Genomic DNA, 19,130 nt, shown 5'->3' with positions numbered 1-19,130 from the left:
GACACAACGGGTCCGCCCCTACGCCAACCCCACCTTCTCCACCGTCCCCATCTCCCCATCCCCCCCCCTTCCCCTTTTTTCTTGGCAAATGGTTACAAAGTGCAATGGTTGGGCTAGGCACCTGGTAGGCTAAGTGAAAGTAACTGCTGCCGATGCATCTGGTGTTTTTTAGGGTGCGGTTTTAGCCCTGGCAGAATGCTGGTCTGTTGGTAGTGCCCTGAATTGAACTATGAGCAACTCCACATCGGTGGTGGAAGAATTGTTGACGGCAATTCCCCAGCTTAGACCCAGCCTCTATTTCAAGACATCGTTGACAGCATTGTCCCATGCAATGGAAGACCATGTGCTAGCTGGGGCAGAGGGCTCTTTAGTGATTGCCAGCTTCCAGCAGGAACGATTTTATCTGCAAGAGGCTAACCGGTACCTGCGTATTGCTGAGATTACTGACCAGGTATATGTTCTGTCTGCCCAAGGCACCAGCTTTACCAGTCGGTCAGATAATTACGAAACCATTGCCTTTGCAGCTGACGATGCCTTGACCCATGAATGGCACCTGGTGGTCATGGGTGAAAATTACAATGCCTGCTTAATCTGTCGAGAGCGCACCCCTGTGCCCACCACCAGCGATGGGCCATCGCTAGATCAAACCCGGCGATTCGAGGGTATTTGGACCCAGGATCGTTACGTTAGCCAGCGGGCTGCCGCCATTCTACTGGATCGCATCGCCCAGTATCGCCCAGATATTGCTGACAAAACTGCGATCGCCAAGCAGCGCTACCTTGATCCCCACCTTCAGCCCTCTAGCCGCCTGGATAATAGCAGTGGCCCCGACCCGTTCACCCAACGGCTGGTCACCTACTTACAGGCCGGGCAGTACAAACTGCTGAAAGCCTACAAGGCGATTGCAGCCCAAGAACGGCGAGAGCGGTTAGTCAACTCGATGACCGCTGTGATTCGTCAATCCCTAGACGCTACCGAAATCTTTGAGCAGGCGGTGACTGAGTTGGGCCATGCCCTAGATGTTTGTCGGTGTCTGATTTATCCTTGTAGCGCCAACGAGGCTACGGTCACGATCGAACATCAGCACCTCAAAGAGTCTGTGGACTCGCTGCTGGGGGAAACCTGGCCCCTGGCGACCAACCCCCTGTTCGACTATGTACAAGATGCCAAAGAGACGGTGGCGATCGCCGATACCCACGACCCTGAATCTCCCTTTCGCTATGAGCTAGACGGCATTGCGCCCCTGCTAGAGCGGTGGCAGATTCAGTCTTGGCTATTGGTGCCACTAACCTACCAGGGCCGCCTGGTTGGCATGATCGAGTTGCACCACTGTCAACCCCAACCCTACGACTGGACCGAAGACGATAAAGCTCTGGTAGACGCGATCGCCACCCACCTGAGTGTCGCCATTATCCAAGCCGAAGCCTACGCCAATCTACAGGACCTGAATCAGCAACTGGAAGCCCTAGACCGCACCCGAGGTAATTTAATTGCCATCACTGGCCACGAACTACGCACCCCGTTGTCCACCATTCAGGTGTGCCTAGAGAGCCTGTCCACCGAACCAGACATGCCCGCCGAACTACGCCAGATTATGCTGCAATCGGCCCTAGACGATGCCGAGCGGATGCGGAAGTTGGTACAAGACTTCCTCACCCTATCGCGGTTAGAAAGTGGTCGGGTCGAGTGGAACCTAGAGTCCCTCTCGATTCAGGAGTGTATCGATCTGGCCCTGAGTAGCATGCACGCCAGCCAAGACGCCACCAAGACCCCCACCGTCAAAGTTAAACTGCCGAAGCAAGTGCCCCTGGTGCGGGCCGATGGGGAATGGCTGGTGGAAGTGCTGGCCAAGTTACTCGACAATGCCCAGAAATTCACCCCAGCCACGGGCAAAATCACCATCCAGGTGACCCGTTCTAGCCCGACTCACCTGCAAGTGACCATTTCTGACACGGGGCGGGGCATCGAGCCCAGTCGCCTGAATGCGGTCTTCGATCGCTTCTACCAAGAAGAAGGGGCCCTGCGGCGCACGACGGGGGGGACCGGTCTGGGGTTGGCCATGTGTCGGCAAATTGTTGAAGGGCTAGGGGGCACCATCTGGGCCGAGTCAGCGGGCAAAAATAAAGGCAGTCAGTTTCACTTTACGGTGCCCATTGCTCAAGGGAAGGTTGACGGCCGCCGCAGTCGATCCTCTGAAATCAAGCCTAAACAGCCCGCTACGATGCCCGGCAATCCCTCCGTGCTAATCGATGATTAACCCTGGGATAAACGCAGCCAGCATGGGAGAATGAGATTTTATGAGCCTTAATTTATGCCTGCTGCCTACATTCAAAACGAAACCGAGTTTGATGCTCTGCTAAGCTCAGAGTCACTATTTGTAGTCGATTGCACAGCCACTTGGTGTGGCCCCTGTAAGCTGGTTGCCCCGCTGATCGATCAGCTGGCTGACGACTACAGCGATCGGGTCAAAGTCTTGAAGCTCGACCTCGACGCCAATCAGTCAGTTGCTAAGCGATATGGTATCCGTAGTATTCCCGCTGTGATCATCTTTGCCCAGGGCGAAGTCGTTGACACCCTAGTGGGGGCGAAAAAGTACGAGGAGTACAGCGCCGCCCTAGAGCAGCATCTCCAGTAAACATAAGCTGTTTTGGCGCTATGGGGTCTTAGTCAGCACCTTACCAGAGGATTTACCCCCTTCTGCTTTAGGATCGAGGGCTACCTTGTCTGAGTTGGGAACCCGGTTAATGCCAGGTAAAAATTTCTCCACTAGGGTGTGACTTTCCTCCAATAGATAGGCCAAAAAGGCCTCAGACACCACCGACAATTGCTTGCCAGCTAGGCTGGCCACATACCAGTGGCGCTCGATCGGGAAGTGCTCAATATCGAGGATGGTAAATTCGCCACTGGTGCCTTCAGAAATAATGGTATGCAGAGATAAGACAGAAATGCCCAGGCCACCTGCGATCGCCTGTTTAATGGCCTCGTTGCTGCCCAGTTCTAGGCGGACCTTGACGTCGACATTGTGGGCTTCAAATAGTTTTTGCACCGCATATCGGGTCCCCGAACCCGGTTCCCGCATCACAAACTGCTCACCATTTAGCGCTTGGATCGGCACGTTGGTTTTACCTGCCAGGGGATGATCCTTAGGGCCGATCACCACCAGGGGATTTTCTAGGAAAGGATAGATTTTCAGATCCGGCTGTTCTGGCGGAGAACTGATGATGTACAGATCATCATCATTATTGGTCATACGTTCTTGAATATGTTGGTGGTTGGTCACCTTAAGGGAAATATCAATGCCTGGAAAGCGCTGGCAAAATGGCCCGAGGAGCCGCGGTACAAAATACTTGGCCGTGGTGATAACGGCCAGGCGCAGTTGCCCTTGCTTTAACCCCTTCAGGTCAGAGATCGCCATCTCAAACTGATCAAGACCGCTAAAAATCTCTTGGCAGGTTTCTAACAGCTTTTGCCCGGCCTGGGTCAGGTACAGTCGCTTACCAATTTGCTCAAACAGGGGAAGACCAACCGCTTTGGTGAGCTGCTTCACCTGGATCGATACGGTGGGCTGAGTCAGATACAACTCCTCTGCGGCTCGGGTGAAGCTGCCGTGACGGGCCGTGGCTTCAAAAACCTTGAGTTGGTGTAACGTAGCGTGAATCAACGATCAACCTCCTCGGTTGGCGAAGAACCTATTCATAGATTTCATTCTATCAAAAATTATTCATCTGTCATGTCTTTTCTATGATAAATCAGGTTGATTGTCTGACCATAGCCTAGAACGCCGGTATGGATCCCAGGGTTCTTGCTTGGAATGCCTAAAAACTTATGGTCAATCAGTCCGAGAGCCCTGGGATCTTGACATGCTGCTGTACTGGTGCTTTAGTTCTCTGAGGCGCAAGTCGGCCCACCCGTTCTGACACCTGACAGTCTTAGCCACGGTGGTTATTTTTCTGCCAGGCATAGGTTTACCTAACCTTATCCCCAACGGCTCATAGCAAACCATAGCCACAGTAACCAAGCGACATAGTGAATCGCCACGATGATCCAAAACTCTATTTGATAAGAGGGCTTTTGGCTTTTGTGGCGCAAGACTCGTTGAGCCGCAAAGGCTGGATGTCATGCTTGAATGCTGATGGCGATCAGCTTGGCGAGTAAGGGATCTACCAGGTTTTGGTGCTTATCACTCAGCAATTGCTCCATGTAGGTCTGTAGGCGCTGCTGTTGACCCAGATTGGGCACATAAATCTGGTTATTGGGTCGCTTAAACAAGGGGGTTTCCGCCAGGGATTGGGAGAGGTCACTGGCCGCCGAAGGCAATAACACTGGCTGGGTTGTCGCTGATAGCAGGCCTGGGGGGAGACGACCTTCTAGCAGGGCCGCAATGTGGAGTTCACAGGCTTCAGTGTTGATCCCCCGCTCATTTAGCAGGTGCAGTAAACCGCTGAGGGGCATAGGCTGCTCGGGGGAGGTGCGCAACAGTTCTAGCAGCAGAAACATGTCGCTGTACTGATGGCGATTTAGATCGAGTACCTGGGGATAGCGCACCAGGTTGGCCAGGCCATAGGCGACCCGACTACAGCTCGGGGGGCGATCGCTGTGGTAAGTATCCTGGATGATAATCGCCTCAGGAAACTTCTGCCGCAGCCAGTGGGTAATCTTAGGCAGCGAAGCACTGCCGCCGGTACAAATCACCTGCTTAATGCTATGGGTAGACAGCCCTGCTTTGCTCAGCAATTGATTGAAGTGGCCATTTATCCGCTGGATATAGGGCAGGATAATCCGATCCACGAGCTCCTTGCTGCGCACTACCCAGTGTTGATCGGCCAGTTCTAGCTCGAACTGGGACTGGTGCTGCAAGATAATCTTCAGGTGGCGCACCGCTTCTAACGTGCTTTGCCCCAGTAGCGAAGCTTCCAACCGCTGTTGTAGCTGTTGGCGTCGAGCTAAGTCTGGCTCGGCAGGCCGAGGCAAGTCAAGCTGATCTAGTCCCAAATCGTCCCACCGAGCTGTGTCTAACTCAGGGATTGCCGCCTGCCAGCCCCAGCCATTTTGGGCTCGATCGTAGTCATTGGGGGTCCGTCGTTGCCGCCGTTCCATGGGGTGCAGCAGATGGCAGACCATGTCCAAATCAATCGCATCCCCGGCATAGGCCATGGAATGAAGCATAAAGTCATCGTAGGACAGTTGGGTGCGATCGCGAGGCAAGTTAACCAGGCCCACTTCGGTCATCGTGGCTCCGGCGGATAGCACGACGGTACCCCCAGTCCACTGACAGGCATAAACGGTTTGCTGCTGCAGGGGCTGGCTATTGGCCTCAGGCATGGGTTCATTGGGATCGGGAAAGCCAGACAATACTGTCGCGATCGCATCTTCAAGGAAGTAAATATCTTCGGGGTTCTCGATCAGCCCGGCCCCAATCACCACTTCCCGCAGGTTAAAGGTGTAGGTATCAGGCCAGTTGGCTGGATAGCTCACAACTACCCCTTGCAGTTGCTGTAGAGCTTGGGGCAGCCTATCTGTCCCTAGGTCCACAGCCCCAACGGTGAATGGGGAAGAATCTGACGGCGATAGGGTCGCCAATAACGCTTGCAGACCCTCTAAAAATACCTGCAAAGGGAGCTGAGTCTGGTCAGACCATTGCACTTGGGGCTGCGAATCCCCTGTTTCTGCATCGGTTACAGGAATGCCAAACTTTAAAAATGGCTTCAAGGTTTTGAGCAGAACCGAGCTGTCTTCCGCGTCGTCAGATGCAGTGGCGTCATCCCAGTCCACGGTCAGAGCCGAGGCCCCGACCGACTGTACCTGGTAACTCCCCTCTGCGGCAGAGGGCGCCACAGAAACTAGGGTGGGCAACCGGAAAAACTTATCAGCCGTGGCCCCAGAAATCGCATTATCCATCCAGTAGATGGGATAGGCCTGACCGCTGCACTTATCTAGTAGCACGGCTGACAGACCGCTAGTGCCCACATCCAGCCCTAAAAACCATAGGGCATCCGGTGACTCAGGAACGGCTGGTGGTTCGGTCCCCAGCAAGCCAGCAGCAGGTACCTGTTCAGGCCCCATCGCGGCTAAGTCCAAATCCGCCATGGGGCTGGTCAAAAAGTCAGACTCCAGGGTCGGCATCGGTAAGCCCTCAGCTCCAGCGGTAAATTCCCCTAGGGGTGGCGCTGAGTCGGACACTTCAATCTCGGCGGGCAGTTCCAGCTCGGTAGGTAGTTCAATATCGGGGGAGGATTCAACCTCAGATAAGTCCTCGGTGGCTTCAGGTATTTCAGGGGCTGCTTCAGGCGCTGTTGCAGCCTCAGCGATTTCTTCCCCCTGATCCCAACCCAGGTCAGCCCCAACCTGATCGGCCAGGGCCAATGAATCGAGGTCTAGCTCAGCAGGGGCATCAGCAAGGTCTTCAGCCGGGACATCAGAGGGGCCGTCAGCAGGGGCGATCGCCCCTGCGAGGTCTTCAGCTTCATCCCCCAGGGAAAAATCAAACTGATCTAGGGAAAACGCTGCTGGTGTTGCTGGGCCAGTGGGAAACTCAGCCTCTGCCCGACGGGGCAAATTCTCGCCAGCGGTATCCAGAATATTATCTAAGCTAATTTCCCGCAGCCACTCTTGGGTTTTTGGGTCCGGGGTTTCTGGGTCCGGGGTTTCTGGGTCTGGAATGTCTAGGTCTGAAATGTCTGGGGATGGAGCTTCTATCTGAGGTTGGTCACCGCCACTAGCCTCGTCAGCCCCAGGAAATGTTGTCCCCTCCAAGCTCAGATCCAGATCATCCATCGTTAGGGAAAGCTCCAACGCCTCCCCAGGGGCAGGGACTGGCGACCTTAGTTCGGGGCTTGCCTCTAAATCAACCGTCTCTAGGGTCAGATCAGGCTCTGACCAGGCAGGGGGGGGATTCTCCACCCCCCAACCGGCTGAGATTAGGTCGTCCAGGGTATCGGAGGAATCGGGCACATCCGGCTGCAGGGCTGAATCCGGCGGGGCTGACTGGATCACCTCGAGTTCAGGCTCGGGCTCACCGTCAGCCGGGATAGCCGCTGGATCAAACACATTCTCGGCCGTCACCGAGGTATCGGTAGCCTCGGTGGGGTCGGTGGGCATGGCCTCTGCACCAAACAGGTTATCGGCCGTTACCTCTGGAGGTTGGTCCGGCTCCAGTGGCAGAGGATCTAGGGCGAGATCGCCCAACAGATTCTCTAGGGTCAGGGACGGATCAGACACCGTTAGCTCTGCACTGGGGTCGGTCTCGGTATTGGCCTCGGTAGGGGGTGCCGCTGGCCCTGGACGAGAAATGTCTCCCTCGGGGGTCCAAGGCGGAATGGGGCCTGGGCGAGGACGCTGGGGTTCGGGCTGTACATCTGAGGCCATGTCCCCTAGGTCACTCAGGGTCAGTCCTGACTCGCCAACCGCTGGGGTATCGTCCTCTAGGCTCAGGTTTAGTTCGGCCAGCAGGTTCGCTAAGCCATCGGGGCTGGGTTGCTGATCGGCAGGGCTCTGGGCAGACTCCCTTGGAAATAGATCAATCCCTTCCGGGGCATCCTCTGGGGCCGGGACATCTGCAACTGGGCGGCCAAAAGTTGGGCTGTCGGATCCAAATTCCTCCAGGTGGCTCGATAACTGATCAGGGCCAGGTTCCTGAGGCGTACTGGTCTCAGGGAACAGGTCAATCCCCTCCTGGGCGGTGTCCAGGTCAGGGGGTTGGGGTTCCACAAAGTTCTGATTGGCGAATAGGTCGATACCACTGGGGCCATCCTCTAAATCGGTCGGCTGGGGTTCGACGTAGGCTTCGTCGGTAAATAGGTTGATCCCCTCCGTAGCCTTGTCTTGCCCTAGGGGGGGGGGGGGGGCAGAGGTGGCTTCGGCAAACAGATCGATTCCTTCAGCCGAAAACTCCCCAGGGGTGGCCGTTAAGTCAGCGGCTGGGTCGGTGCTACCCTCGGCAGCCGTCCAATCAGCTGTCCAAGCCTCAGGTTGCAGGGTTTCGGCCTCTGGCCCCATGTCGTCCAGGGCTTGATCCAAGTCGGGGGGCTGTGGCTCGACCCTAGTCTGGCCAACGTCAGCTTGACGCTCCGTCACGGCTGCGGAGGCCTGGGTCCATAGATCTGGGGTTGGGGTAGCGATCGCGTCTTCTAGCCCCGCTTGCTCTAGTGGTTCAGGGGTAGACTCCAAGTCGGACTGATCGACCCACCAGTCAGCCGTCTGACTGGCCTCGTCTGCTACCGAGTCTTCCGATACCGAGTCTTCTGCTACCGAGCCTTCTGAAGCATCAAGATCGGCGGCAAAGATATCATCATCGCGGCCATCGTCTGCCAGGGCAAACTCATCGCTAAACAGGTCTGTGCTGAGGGATAGGTTGTCCTGATCATCTAGGCCTAAACCTGCTAAATCACCAGGCTCTAGATCCCTGGGCTCTAGTTCGTCTGGCCCTAGCTGATCAGAGATATCCATGGTTTCAGGGGCTGTCACGTCCCATGGGGGGCGATCGGCCGCCCCGGATTCAGGCACCCCGGATTCAGACGGGGCTGCCTCCAGATCGTTAACCCAGTGATCGTTGCCAGGTTCTAAGGCCTCATCTGCCGCTGGTTCTGCTGGCGGTACCGGGTCCTGGTCAGTCGATGTCTCAACCTCTACTGACGGTGCGGCCACTTCCCGGGCTTCCAGGTCGTCGAGATCTGCTTGCAGCTGATCGACAATATCTCCATCCACTGACAGTCCATACTGACTGGCGTCAGCCGTGCTGCCCTGGGTCAGCAAGTCCTCTTCGGCCGGAGCGGCCATAAACTGGCTATCCCTAGCGTCATCTAGGAAGGAGCCCTCCGGGTCAAAGGATGATCTGGCCTCTGGGTTGAGGGCCGCTCCCTGCTGGTCCGGCAGCAACTCTGCTAGGGAGGTAATCACATCGTCGTCTGGGGGCGCGATCGCCGCCGCATCTGGGTCCACCGACAGTTGGGCCGCTGTTTCGGTCCCCAGAACATCGGCTAGGGTGGCCTCTTCAGGGGCGATCGCAGCATTTCCTTGCTCCTCCTCCGACGGTTCTATCAGCTGAGCCAGGGCGTCCGCCTCGACTGCTGGGGCGGTGGACGCCAATTCGGGTTCATCATCGGGCTCTTCGGCCCCTACATCCATGGCCAACGCCTCGGGCCAGGCATCGTCCCCAGTCAATGCTGCCGATGCTGCCGAGTCGGAGGATCTGCCCTCATCGCCCTCATCTGGTGCAGTCGAGGTTCCGGTGCCAAATAAACTCTGGTATAGGTCATCCAACGCCGAGTCGTTATCGGCGTTAAGCTGAATCACCTCGGCATCAGCTGAGGGCATTTGGGGCAAGGACACCGTTGGACTTGGATCAGGATTGGCTACATCCAGTTGATCCAGCGTTGGTAAGCTGTCTGCCTCGTTCCCTGGTCCTGCATCTGGGGCCACCGCCGCCGATAAAACGTCATCGTCTAGCTGGGCCAGAGTGAGTTCGTCATCCTCAAAGTCAAAGTCTAAGTCGTTAAAGCCCTCGTCGAGATCGAGGTCATCGAAGGTCAAATCGGTGTCTGTCTGGGTCTCCGCGATCGCCGAACCTGGTTCTACCTCACTGGCTGTCCCATCACCTGTGGGTAGCCCGGGCCGCTGGCCGCTGGGCGGTTCACTGGCATCCAGATAGGCCCGAGCCTCTTGGTTCATTTGTCGGGCCAGATGATTAATCAGGGCACTGAACATCATTTCCCCCTGCTGACCCAGGGTATGCATTTTATTCAGCCCCTGGTTGAGGGAATCTTTGTAGGTATAAAGGCTTTGTTCTAGGGCTTCAAACACCGTTCGGATCGACTGGTCCAGGTTCAGCACCAGGTGGTCCGTCTGGGTCTGAAGTTGATTCAAGTAGGCCAGCCGCTGGGTCGGGGACAGGCGATCGTCCGGTTCACCATCGGCCTGGTCGGAACCCGCTGGTGGCTGGGACGAATCCCCCAACAAGTAAGTATTGGCCACCGAAGCCTCTAGCCGTTGCACCGATTGCTCCACCTGGTTGGTCAAGTGGGCTTCCAGGTGGCGAGTCAACTGTTGTAGGGTTTCATCCCAGCTTCGATCTGCCCCATTGGGCAGGGCACTCGCTTCCAACTGTAGACGCTGTCGCTGCAACTGCTGCACCTCTTGTAGCAACAGCTCTCGCTGTTGGTTTAAGGTGGCGACCTCTTGCCGCAGGGGATCTAAAATCTGCATGGTTTGCCCCCGCAGATACTGCATTTCTTGCAGTAGCGCTTGCAGGATCTGACTGGCCGTCGCCATGGTGGGGTCAACAGGCAGAGTGTCCGATGCCACAGCCGCATCATTCACCGTTGTATCAGCTTGGATACGGTTGTCTAGGTCTGCTAAATAGGCTCGCGCCTTAGCTAACAATTGTCGCTGCTGGGTGGCATTACTAGCCATGACCCACGGCAACCTCGGCGCGGCATCCCCTAGGAGCCCGTCAATCTCGGCCACCAAGGCCTCTAGTTCATCCCGTTGCAGAGTCACGTCTTTTCCTATCCCTCTCCCCAACAATGGCCAAAGTGTATGTCAGGTGTCGCCAAAAATCATCCTTAACCCCATGGTCTAACCTGCCCGACTAGCCGACCTAATTCCCATGACTTAGCAAAGATTTGTCATTTTTTAGACGGCCCCTACAGAGACCCTTGGCCCACAGCAAGACAGTTATATTAAGATCCGGTCTGTTAAGACCTGGTCGGAGCCTCAGTCATCAACTTGACTGGAACCCTTGACAACCCCACTTTTGGCAACCCTTACTCACAACCCACCAGCGACGCAGAAACCACTAGAAGCGAGGCAGGCGGCCTAACCAAAGCGGCACAGAAGCATCGAAAGCGGTCTAATTGAATTCCCTATCAGCCAGTGCCCGGAATTGCCTTGCCGCAGGTGTATCTAATCTATGATTGATTTAACCTACAAGACTTAGCTTAAACAATTTTCCTGCCAATTGTTTTTTACTATCGGGGTAGTCAATGGATGCGCGCTATGGCCATCGGGATCTTCAAGCTGATATTCAGTTGGTGAGAGAGGCCCCGCTGTTTCAGGGACTGCCAACTGAGGCCGTTGCCAGTGCTACGGGCCAGGTGGTCTCTCGCAGCCACCCGGCCAATCAAGTGATTTTGCTGGAAAACGACTGGGGTAGCTCAGTTTATTTCATTCTGGATGGCTGGGTTAAGATTCGCACCTACAACCTAGACGGCAAGGAAGTCACCCTGAATATTCTGGGGCGGGGGGAACTGTTTGGCGAAATGGCCCCCCTCGATGAAGTGCCCCGGTCTACCGATGTGATTACCCTGGTGCCGACGGTGATTGGCAGCATCCCCGCCAGTGATTTTGTGAATTTGTTACAGACTCAGCCTCTGGCAGGTATTCGGTTGTCACAGCTGATGGCTCGGCGGCTGCGCCAAGTCAACCGGCGGCTACGGTTACGGGAATCAGATAGCACTGCCCGGGTCACCGATATCCTGTTGTTTTTGGCCGATGGCCAGGGTAAACCAGGGGCCACGGGCTTAGAAATTCCCAACTTACCCCATCGGGAGCTGAGTAGTCTCAGTGGTCTAGCTCGGGAGACGGTCACCCGGGTACTGAATAAGCTGGAAAAGAAAGGGCTGATTGTGCGGGATCGGGATCTTCTGAGCATTCCTGACATCAATGCCCTTGAGCGGCTGCTAGTGTAAGTAGTCATGAGCTCATTTGTTCCCGACCCTGATCGTGCTTCTCAGTCTGATTCCATGGCATCATCCCCTGGTAATGCCGGTGAGTCCGGCTTCGATGATTTAGACACCTACCTGGACTATCGCTCCGCCACCGCAGAGGGGGCTAAGCCTGATCTGGGCAAGGGGGATCATCGCCGTAAGGCGGGGCCCTTGGTCATGGTTGAAACGGCATTTTTGGCCAGTACAGCGGCTTTGATCTGGTTGGTCAATACCTATTTTCCGCCCGGTCCGGTGCTCCGGATTTTATTCCCCCTGCCGATGGCGTTAATTTACCTACGCTGGGGGGCCAGGGCCGCCTGGATGTCTGCCCTGGTATCTGGTTTGTTGCTGTCAGTTTTGATGGGGCCACCCCGCAGCCTCTTGTTTTTGATGCCCTATGCGGTGTTGGGGGTGCAGTTGGGATTTACCTGGGTGCGGGGAGCCAGTTGGTATGTGTCGATTGCCGCAGGAGCCTTGCTGGGGGCCTTGGGATTTTTCTTTCGTCTGTGGTTGATGTCTGTCTTGGTGGGGGAAGACCTTTGGGTGTACCTAACCGCCCAGGTCACCCAAATGCTGAACTGGGGACTAGAGCGACTGGTTAACCTGGGGCTGCTGGACATGGGGGTGCTGGGCCAGGCCAATGTCGAGGCGATTCAAATTCTGGCACTGATTATGGTGGTGCTAAGCAATGTGGTGTACTTGTTTGCGGTTCACATGGCGGCCTGGCTGTTACTGGAGCGGTTAGGGGCTAGCATTCCGCCCCCCCCAGAGTGGGTGCAGGGGTTGCTAGACGACTAATCACCTATGGTGCATCCCTTGATTCAGGTCTACACCCAACCCCACCTGGGGCAGTCATGGCTGCACCAAGTCGAAGGGCAGTGTCCGATCCTGGTCTTGACCTTGGGATTTACAGCAACCGGATTGATCGCCGGAATTTCGGCGGCGGGAGCCACCCCCAGCGATCGCCAGGTGACCGCCCTCGCAGACGCCGAGTGCCTGGTCAATGGCTTGCAGCTCCATCCTCGCTTTCCCCTACCCCCCTTGCAGGCGGGGGCGTCTCCAGCCTTGATTTCCCGGGCGGTCATCGCCGCACAGCAGATACCCCTGAAAATTTTTAACGCTGGGCTGCCCCAATCCCCCACGGTGCCCTGTGTGGATTTAGGCGGCCAACCGGCCCAGTGTCTCAGCACCGGGGCGGCGCTGCCCTGGGAGACGGTACAGCACCTGTGGCAACAGGGATTGGCCTGGGGGGAGCGGTTGGCAAGCGACCCCTGCGGTTACCTGCTGCTGGCAGAATGTGTGGTCGGGGGCACGACCACGGCCCTGGGCCTATTGACGGGGCTAGGGGTGGCGGCCACCGGCCGAGTTAACAGTAGCCATCCAACCTGTAACCATGACCAAAAACAACAGTTGGTGGCCCAGGGACTGCGATCGCTGAGCCAGCCCGGATCCCATCCCCTAGAGGTGGTGGCCGCCGTGGGTGACCCGATGCAACCGCTGGTGGCGGCCATGGCCATGGCCGCCAGTCGGTTTAAGCCGGTGATGCTGGCCGGGGGCACCCAAATGTTGGCGGTTTACGCCCTGATCACCGCCATGGCCAGAATGGAACCCTACCCCTGGAACCCGGCCAATGTGGTGGTGGGTACCACCCGCTGGGTTGCCGAAGACCCTACGGGGGACACGGTGGGGCTAGCCCGACTGGTGGGGGCCAGTTTATTGGCTACTCAGCTATCTTTTCAAGCCTCTGACTACCCGGCCCTGCAAGCTTACGAAGCGGGCTTTGTCAAAGAGGGGGTAGGGGCAGGGGCCTGTGCGATCGCCGCCAGCCTGTATCAAAATTGGGGTCAAGCCGACCTGGTTACCGCCATCGAGCAATTACTGGCCACAAAGGCCAAAATAGATCAAACACTTTCTGGAAAAGTCTAGCGGATACGTCTATGGCCAATTCCTCCCAAGACCTGATCGACACCCTGGTCGCCGCTGTGCTAAAGGGCAAAATCCAGTCCAAACAGCAAATTTACCGGCAGCTCAAAGAGGGGGTAGAACTTGGCAGCGGAGAGCTGTTTGAGCGCTGCCTTGATCAGACGCTGGCCCAGGTGGCCCAGGCCCTAGACTCCGAGGACGACCTCAAACAGGCTAAAGCCATCCGCCAGCAGCGCGCCTTAGCCATGATTCAATCAGAATGGCAGCGGTGGCAGGCCGATAACCAGGCCACAACCGTCTTCACCAGCCTAGAAACCAACTTGATTCAGGCTCCCCCAGAGGAGCGCCTAACCCAGCTGTTACAGGCCCTAGATCCCAACCGCGACCAACCCCTATCGCGGCAGCAAATTGGCCAACTGACCCAGGCGCTCAAACAAGCGCCACCGCACCGCACCGCCACAGACGACTCCCCTCCCCTGGCCACCCTGGCCGCGGGCCTAGACCAGGGGCTAGTCACCTGGCAGCGCCTAGAGGGGGAAGTGGTTAGCTGGATTTATGCCCAAGGGCAACGCTCCCTAGGCTTTGGTGCCCCCCAAGAGCAAGCGGGTCCCTGGTACCACTGGGGCAAACTGGTGCCCGGCTCTCCCCTCGCCACCCTGTTTGAGGGGTTAGCCCAGCAGCAGCAGGTCTCTCAGGCGGCCATTCCCGACACTCTGCCAGTGGCAGAGTGGGTCAGCTGGGCGGTGGTGCTGCAGCGGTTACAGCTGGCCCTGGTCAGCTGGTTCGACCGTCAGCCCTATGATCCTAAGGCTGGTAAGCGGCTATCCATTGCCACCTTTCTTACCTTTGCGGTGGTCTGGAGCCAGATTTCTAGCCGTCTACAGACCCTGGGACAAGGGCAACTGGCCCAGGGAGCCTTTCAAATGACCATTCAAGTACTGCGGCAGTTTGCCACCCAGAGCTACTTCCCCCTGTACGGTGGGCTGTTTACCGCCCTGTCTGGGGAGCCCTTGCGCACCCTGCTGGACTACCTCGATCAACCCTTGCAGCAGGTGCCCAATACCGCTGTCAAAGCCCGAATTTTAACCCTGCTGGGCTATTCTCAACGGGCCCTGGGCGACTACAGCCAAGCCGAGCGTTTCCATCAGCAGGCGTTGACCATTGCCCGGGAGGCCCAGGACCACCCCTGCGAAGTGGCTAACCTGAACCACCTCAGCCGCACCAACGTCATGCAGGACCGCTATGATCAGGCGATCGACTATAGCCAGCGGGCCTTGATTTTAGCCCGCCAGCAGGGGGATACCACCGGCCAAGCCAATGCCTTAGCTAACCTGGGGTACAGCCAGGTGGCCCAGGGGCGATCGCAGCTATTACCGATAGAGCAATACGAAACTCTGTTGGGGTACCTCACCCAGGGGGTCGCCCTGTCCGAGCGGGTTGGCGATCTGCCCAGCCAGGCGCTCTGCACCAACAGCCTAGGCATTGCCCAGTTAAAACTCTCCCGTTACGACCAGGCCGTGGAGGCCTTGACCAAAGGACTCGGGGTGGCCCAGGCGATCGGCGATCGCTTCTTAATGGCCTCCAACTTTGCCCAGTTAGCTGCTGCTTACCAGGGCCAGGGAAACCTGGAGCAGGCCGTTCTGACCGGTTGTCTGGGCATGTACCTGCTGTATCAAATTGACTCCCCCGATTGGCGTCAGCCTGCGGCGGTGCTGAGCATTTTGTATGGACAATTGGGGCCAGAAAATGTTCAGCTTTTGATGGCCAACCACCGGCAACAGTTTCTAGCCGTGATTGGCGTCGATGGGTACGACTACCTGTTACCCCTACTCACCCGCTACCGAGAATCTCTAGGCAGTGAGTGATGTTCAAGCCAACCTAGCCATGGAGTTCTGCAGGATGCCCTAGAACGCTGGAAATAGACCTGCATACAAAAAACCCAGCTCCCGAGACGACTAACTGACGACATGACAGATAGTCTGCTCAAAAACCGGGAATCTAGCGAGGCTTTACCAATCCTCTAGTAGTCAGTCAAAAAAATAATGACGAGAGATGCGACTTAGGGTTTACGGTAGGCGGTTTAAGGACAGCCGTAGACCTTGCACCGTATACCGTAGACCCTGTTGACCCGTTACCCCTGGCCTGACAGAACACTAGACAGCCTCAGTGTTTTTCTCGCCGGTGCGAATCCGAATAATTTCATCTACTGGGCTGACAAAGATCTTGCCATCGCCAATTTCTCCGGTGCGCGCCGCCGAAATAATCTTATCGACCACCGTATCCACCTGAGCCTCTTCCACAACGATTTCAATTTTCAGCTTTTGCAAAAACTCAACGGTGTATTCAGACCCTCGATAGCGTTCGGTCTGCCCCTTTTGCCGACCAAATCCCCGTACCTCGGAGACCGTCATACCGACGATGCCAGCATTGACCAGGGCAATCTTGACCTCATCGAGCTTAAACGGGCGAATAATGGCTTCAATCTTTTTCATACGTCAACCCAGTGATATCTATCGTTTGCTATGCACTAATGCAGCCGACCTATGTGTATCGGGCCTCAGTCATAGGATACTGTATCGTCAGCTACCTTAGCGCCAACTACCGCCAGGGAAAGCTGACTTATGGCCCATCTGGCTCAATGGTTTAGCGGGTATTGCTGTTTAACAGCGGTTTCATAATCAAAAAACCAGCCCCAAACGCCGTCACCACAATCAACAAGATGCTCGTAGCCAGCCACAAGCCGCTCAAGTCGGTGGTTTTATCGCTGGGTTGGGTTGAGCGTGAGGGCTCTAGGCGTTCTTCGGTGTAGAGCCTTTGGGGCGGCGGTGCTGGCTGAGGACGCTTAGCCGGAGGACGGCCCTGACCGTTGGCCCCTGCTCTTGGGGATTTAGCCGTGGGTTTAGGCTTCACCATTTTGCCAAACTGGTTGGCTAACCCAGACACCCCCTCCCCTAAAGATCCTGAGAGACGTTCAGGCAACGAGTTGGCAGCGTCTTGCCCGTGGTTAAGGGTACCCATCTCGCTAGGGCCCTCCATTGCCACCAACTGGGACACTGACGTTCTTAGCTCAGCGGGGGCTGGTTGACTACTGTCGATCGCCTGGCGTAACTGCTGAGCTGCATCGGCAAAGCGCAGCATTTCTTGACGCAGATGCTGGTTTTGCTGACTGAGCTGTTGGTTTTGCTGGGTTAACGAATCAACCAAGCCCTGGGTGGCCTGAAGCTCAGTGGCTAGCTCACGGTAGACAGAAATGGGTACCGAGGGGGCTTGGCGGCTAGCTTGAGCAGTATTGGCGGCGACGGCAGCCGAGAACGATGGATCAGAGGAATAGGGCGAATTCATAGAGACAATCAGCGACGCTCAACAACAATTAGCAACGATGCAAAAATGGTTTGCCCAAGGGTAGTTCAAATTAGAGCAATCGAACCAACTTTAGTCAAGAAAGTTTCGATAGCCCGGCTAAATTAGCCGCCTCCATTGTCTAATGCCTGGTATAGGGCAGGGGAGTCTGCCACAAAGCCAAAGCATTGGTTGACGTTGTAGATGGTGGCTTGGACACAATATTCAGGGGATGTGGTGCCGCTACAGTCCCGCAATAGAATGCAGTCGTAGCCCAGAAAGTTGGCATCCTGCAAGGTCGCCATGACACATTGATCCAGGTTTACCCCGGCAAAAAGCAGGGTGGTTTTGCCCAAGTTACGCAAAATGCTATCTAAGGGGGTATCCCAGAAGCCACTCATGCGATACTTGTCAACCCAAATATCTTGGGAAGCGGGGGTTAACTCATCCACCACAGCGGCGGCCCAGCTATCCTTCGTCAGCACAAGCGCACCATTGGCTGGTAGGGGATCTGCAAGCCCCACTCCAGCCCCGGTGGGGTTATAGACGTGGCGTAGCCCAGGGCTGATGTTTAAGAGGTCAGGACGGTTGCCCCAATTGACCCACACCACAGGCACAGCTGCCGCTCGCAGCCTGGGCAATAATCCCTGTAGGGGGCGGATGGGCTGCCTGGCCGGGGTAACATCGACCCCAATGCTGGCTAACCAACCATCGGGGTGACAAAAATCGTTTTGCATGTCCACTACCAGGCAGATCAGCTTGTTGAGATCGCAGGTGATTTGCTTGGTGTCGGTGGGGAAACTTACTGGGCGTGGTGCTGGCTCCTGACGGCTGATATCAGCCACCTGGGCATTGACCCACCAGGCATTAGGGGGCGTCCCTAGGGGATTAAGGTGAGGGGCAGTCATAGGTCTTTAATGATCGGTTAGCCCCAAGTAAACGCGATCGCCGCTAACAGAGCGGTGACGGCGTAAGCTATCCCCACCACCTGGGTTTCTGACCAACCCGACAGTTCAAAGTGATGATGTAGCGGCGCCATCTTAAAGAAGCGTTTACCGATGCCGTCAGGCCCTTTGGTGGCTTTGTAGTAGCCCACCTGGATAATCACAGATAGGGTCTCAGCAAAGAACAGCAGGGTAATGATCAGCAGGGCAAACAGGTTGCCGCTTAAAATACCGGCCGCGCCAAGGGCAGCACCGAGGGCCAAAGAACCGGTATCCCCCATGAAGACTCGGGCCGGGTTGTGGTTGTGCAGCACAAAGCCTAAGCAAGCTCCGGCCATGGCCGCACAGAAGACCATCAGATTGGGGTGCCCCGAGGCGGTGACGGTGGCTAGCCCCAAAAAGGCGATCGCCCCTGTCCCCCCCATAAGCCCGTCCAGGCCATCGGTTAAGTTGGTGGCATTACTCTCGGCTACGAGCACAAAACCAGCCAGGGGCCAGAACAGCAGCCCCAAGGGCAAAGCCAGGCCCAAAGGTAACGTAACGGTAGTGATTTCAGCTGGTTGGTTAGCCAGTACCCAGAGGCAAAAGACGACCGCTAGGGCAATCTGCAAAAACAGCTTGGCTTTTGGCGAAATCCCTTTATTCGATTGCCGCTGAATCACTTGCCAATCATCAATCCAACCAATGGCCCCATAGGCCAGGGTTAGCAGCGACACCGCTAACACATCAGCGGAAAATCCGGTCGCTATCAGCGCGATCGCCACCGCAACAGGAATAAAGAACGCCCCTCCCATGGTGGGAGTACCGGCTTTCTTCAGGTGCCCTTGGGGACCTTCTTCCCGAATGAACTGCCCTGTCTTCAGGGCCTGCAACATGGGCACTACCCAGAACCCCAGCAGCCCACTGGCTAAGGCGGCTGTTAACAACGGAATTGTGATCGATTCACCCAGGGTAAAGGCATGGCCTAAGCTGGCATCCACTGCGATCGCAGCGATACTTAGCCCAGCCCCTAACATCCAAAGCAGTGTCATCCCGTTTAGGTTTAACCGCCTTGAGACAAAAAACTTCGCATCCACAAATGATTCCTCAATTGCGTCACACCACACACACCCATGGAGTCTACTAGAGGATCTCCATATTGACCATGACCTAGGCCAGGAAATAGTCAAGAAGCCTAGACGAATATACACAAACTAGGCAGGAAAATTTAACAAGACTTAAT

General features: G+C 56.3%; 12 protein-coding genes. 6 read left to right on the top strand and 6 right to left on the bottom strand.

What is annotated here, in order from left to right; genetic code table 11:
* Nucleotides 1–229 precede the first annotated feature (229 nt).
* Both E1H13_RS05015 and trxA read left to right on the top strand, forming a co-directional pair.
* Nucleotides 230–2,257 carry a DICT sensory domain-containing protein gene (locus tag E1H13_RS05015; protein ID WP_169612309.1) on the top strand — a complete coding sequence of 676 codons (2,028 nt, stop codon included), beginning with the start codon at nt 230–232 and terminating at the stop codon, nt 2,255–2,257.
* Between the two features lie 54 nt (nt 2,258–2,311).
* Nucleotides 2,312–2,635, top strand: coding sequence for a thioredoxin (trxA, locus tag E1H13_RS05010; RefSeq protein ID WP_169612308.1), 324 nt, complete (start codon nt 2,312–2,314; stop codon nt 2,633–2,635).
* Between the two features lie 18 nt (nt 2,636–2,653).
* Here trxA and E1H13_RS05005 read toward each other — a convergent pair whose 3' ends face one another.
* Nucleotides 2,654–3,661 carry a LysR family transcriptional regulator gene (locus E1H13_RS05005; RefSeq protein WP_169612307.1) on the bottom strand — a complete coding sequence of 336 codons (1,008 nt, stop codon included), beginning with the start codon at nt 3,659–3,661 and terminating at the stop codon, nt 2,654–2,656.
* A gap of 455 nt (nt 3,662–4,116) precedes the next feature.
* Nucleotides 4,117–10,494 (bottom strand): hypothetical protein, encoded by a 6,378-nt coding sequence (locus tag E1H13_RS05000; RefSeq protein WP_169612306.1) that lies wholly within the window; start codon nt 10,492–10,494, stop codon nt 4,117–4,119.
* A 485-nt stretch (nt 10,495–10,979) separates the two neighbouring features.
* On the opposite strand from E1H13_RS05000, the gene E1H13_RS04995 reads away from it, so the two are divergent.
* From E1H13_RS04995 to E1H13_RS04980, 4 genes are read left to right on the top strand one after another with little or no spacing between them, the layout of a single operon-like run.
* Complete coding sequence (locus E1H13_RS04995) at nt 10,980–11,684, top strand: Crp/Fnr family transcriptional regulator (protein ID WP_169612305.1); 705 nt, start codon at nt 10,980–10,982, stop codon at nt 11,682–11,684.
* 54 nt (nt 11,685–11,738) lie between these two features.
* Nucleotides 11,739–12,500 carry a DUF2232 domain-containing protein gene (locus E1H13_RS04990; RefSeq protein WP_169612304.1) on the top strand — a complete coding sequence of 254 codons (762 nt, stop codon included), beginning with the start codon at nt 11,739–11,741 and terminating at the stop codon, nt 12,498–12,500.
* Nucleotides 12,501–12,518: 18 nt separating this feature from the next.
* Nucleotides 12,519–13,628, top strand: a complete 1,110-nt coding sequence (cobT, locus tag E1H13_RS04985; RefSeq protein WP_169612365.1) for a nicotinate mononucleotide-dependent phosphoribosyltransferase CobT — start codon at nt 12,519–12,521, stop codon at nt 13,626–13,628.
* An 11-nt stretch (nt 13,629–13,639) separates the two neighbouring features.
* Nucleotides 13,640–15,490 carry a tetratricopeptide repeat protein gene (locus E1H13_RS04980; protein ID WP_169612303.1) on the top strand — a complete coding sequence of 617 codons (1,851 nt, stop codon included), beginning with the start codon at nt 13,640–13,642 and terminating at the stop codon, nt 15,488–15,490.
* Between the two features lie 288 nt (nt 15,491–15,778).
* Here E1H13_RS04980 and E1H13_RS04975 read toward each other — a convergent pair whose 3' ends face one another.
* From E1H13_RS04975 to mraY, 4 genes are all read right to left on the bottom strand, one after another.
* Nucleotides 15,779–16,117, bottom strand: coding sequence for a P-II family nitrogen regulator (locus E1H13_RS04975; protein ID WP_073609484.1), 339 nt, complete (start codon nt 16,115–16,117; stop codon nt 15,779–15,781).
* Nucleotides 16,118–16,268: 151 nt separating this feature from the next.
* Complete coding sequence (locus E1H13_RS04970) at nt 16,269–16,967, bottom strand: hypothetical protein (protein ID WP_169612302.1); 699 nt, start codon at nt 16,965–16,967, stop codon at nt 16,269–16,271.
* Between the two features lie 122 nt (nt 16,968–17,089).
* On the bottom strand, nt 17,090–17,872 hold the full coding sequence (locus E1H13_RS04965) for an isochorismatase family cysteine hydrolase (protein ID WP_169612301.1): 783 nt from the start codon (nt 17,870–17,872) through the stop codon (nt 17,090–17,092).
* A gap of 17 nt (nt 17,873–17,889) precedes the next feature.
* A complete protein-coding gene (gene mraY / locus E1H13_RS04960) occupies nt 17,890–18,984 on the bottom strand; it encodes a phospho-N-acetylmuramoyl-pentapeptide-transferase (protein WP_169612300.1) in 1,095 nt (364 codons plus the stop codon).
* Nucleotides 18,985–19,130 lie beyond the last annotated feature (146 nt).

The organism is Nodosilinea sp. P-1105, assembly GCF_012911975.1.
GTDB lineage: Bacteria > Cyanobacteriota > Cyanobacteriia > Phormidesmidales > Phormidesmidaceae > Nodosilinea.
This window is presented reverse-complemented; position numbering and strand designations above follow the sequence as displayed.

What these genes read in the sequence shown, in the direction of transcription:
- E1H13_RS04995 (WP_169612305.1), top strand. Translation starts at nt 10,980, where the DNA reads ATGGATGCGCGCTATGGCCATCGGGATCTTCAAGCTGATATTCAGTTG.
- E1H13_RS04965 (WP_169612301.1), bottom strand. Translation starts at nt 17,872, where the DNA reads ATGACTGCCCCTCACCTTAATCCCCTAGGGACGCCCCCTAATGCCTGG.
- E1H13_RS04990 (WP_169612304.1), top strand. Translation starts at nt 11,739, where the DNA reads ATGGCATCATCCCCTGGTAATGCCGGTGAGTCCGGCTTCGATGATTTA.
- E1H13_RS05015 (WP_169612309.1), top strand. Translation starts at nt 230, where the DNA reads ATGAGCAACTCCACATCGGTGGTGGAAGAATTGTTGACGGCAATTCCC.
- trxA (WP_169612308.1), top strand. Translation starts at nt 2,312, where the DNA reads ATGCCTGCTGCCTACATTCAAAACGAAACCGAGTTTGATGCTCTGCTA.
- E1H13_RS04980 (WP_169612303.1), top strand. Translation starts at nt 13,640, where the DNA reads ATGGCCAATTCCTCCCAAGACCTGATCGACACCCTGGTCGCCGCTGTG.
- E1H13_RS04970 (WP_169612302.1), bottom strand. Translation starts at nt 16,967, where the DNA reads ATGAATTCGCCCTATTCCTCTGATCCATCGTTCTCGGCTGCCGTCGCC.
- E1H13_RS04975 (WP_073609484.1), bottom strand. Translation starts at nt 16,117, where the DNA reads ATGAAAAAGATTGAAGCCATTATTCGCCCGTTTAAGCTCGATGAGGTC.